This window comes from Oceanobacillus luteolus, from assembly GCF_042678205.1.
Classification (GTDB): domain Bacteria; phylum Bacillota; class Bacilli; order Bacillales; family Amphibacillaceae; genus Oceanobacillus; species Oceanobacillus luteolus.
On record NZ_JBHUDE010000081.1, the window covers coordinates 1 to 1,663 of the forward strand.

The 1,663-nt window shown below is 37.2% G+C and carries 1 protein-coding gene; it reads left to right on the top strand.

The features are described from left to right. Positions 1–164 precede the first annotated feature (164 nt). Entirely contained in the window at positions 165–1,418 is a 1,254-nt protein-coding gene (locus tag ACFSBH_RS12280) for an aminopeptidase (protein WP_379597765.1), read from the top strand. Positions 1,419–1,663 lie beyond the last annotated feature (245 nt).

Below are 1,663 nucleotides of genomic sequence, written 5' to 3' on the forward strand. Positions count from 1 at the left end.
AAATGTCCCACGGGCAGAGACGTTCTACCCCGGCTACTGTTATAATAAAACCATATAAAAAATGGTCAACCAGAAATATCTGGTTAACCTTATATTACGAAAGGGGCAGGTTGGTATAAGTAGGTCTGGGTTCTGTAGTAAATTTATCACAGGGGAGATATTAAATGATTAAAGGAATATATGAATTTATAAGTGAAGCACAGTTAAAAAAGTATGCAGAACTTGCTATACTAGCTGGTGTAAATCTGCAAAAAAATCAATCATTGATTATTCATAGTGATATACAAAATGCTACGTTTGCACGTCTAATCCAAACGGTAGCCTATGAGACAGGAGCTTCAAATGTATTTATAGATTGGACAGATGAACAGTCTACCAAAGATTTCTACTTAAATGCAGCAGATAGTTTCATCAATCACTTAACTGATTGGCAGGCTGCCCGTTTTAAGGAGTGGGACGATGCTGGTGCTGCATACATCCATATTATTTCTGAAAACTTAGATGTCTTTAAGGAGGTTTCTACAGAAAGGATAAGTCGTTTCCAAAAGGCCTCTCGCACCAAGTTGAAGGCTCATTACGCAAAGATTAGATCCCACGAGATACGCTGGTGTATTTTGGCTGTCCCGAACTTCACATGGGCAACTAAAGTATTTCCTCACTTAACTAAAGAAGAAGCTCTGCATTCATTATGGAAATTAATTTTAAAAGGAACTCGTGCAGATGGGAAAAATTCTATAAAAGATTGGGAGAGTCACAATAGAGCCTTCGAGTCTCGAAAAAAAATCCTGAACGAGAGCCAATTTGAAGCCCTGCATTTTACAAATAGCCGTGGGACTGATTTATTAGTTGGTCTACCTAAAAATCATCTCTATATCGGTGGGAGTGTGATAGATAAAAATGGAATACCTTTCTTTCCGAACATTCCTACGGAAGAAATATTTACTGCTCCACATAAAAATAAGGTGAATGGCAAATTGGTAGGTACTAAACCTCTTATCTATGGGGGAAGTGTCATCGATGAATTCTATCTAATTTTTAAAGATGGGCGGATTACCGACTATTATGCCGCAAAGGGACAAGAAGTGTTACAAAATCTCATCGAAACAGACGAAGGTTCACATTATCTAGGTGAAATTGCCTTGGTCTCTAATAAATCTCCTCTTGCTCAGGCAGATACTCTTTTTTATAATACCTTGTTTGATGAAAATACGGCCTGTCATATTGGAATCGGAAATGCATCTCCCTCCAATATTCAAAATGGCATTGACCAATCTGAGGAAGAGTTGAAGGCAGCGGGTCTGAATACTTCACTTTTGTTAGTCAATGTGACCTTTGGTACCGAAGATATGAAAGTAGTGGGCATTAAAGAAGGTGGAACTGAAGTCCCGCTAATGAAGGATGGGGATTTCCAATTCTAAAACGTCTACAACTTAAAAACAGAGAAAACTGATCTTTGGTGGATTATACTTAGTGCTAGTTATAATGACGACGAACTGGGTTGCATACCTGTAGCCAATGAAGATTATGGGTTATTTTTGTGAAAGAATGTACTTAAACAAAACCAGCTAATAGTTGTCAATATTTTTCTCTAAAAAACTTAAATTAATTGTGATATACTTATTTTGCACATGCCAAATAACCCTCCTGAATTCTTTAATTGGAA

What these genes read in the sequence shown, in the direction of transcription:
- ACFSBH_RS12280 (WP_379597765.1), top strand. Translation starts at nt 165, where the DNA reads ATGATTAAAGGAATATATGAATTTATAAGTGAAGCACAGTTAAAAAAG.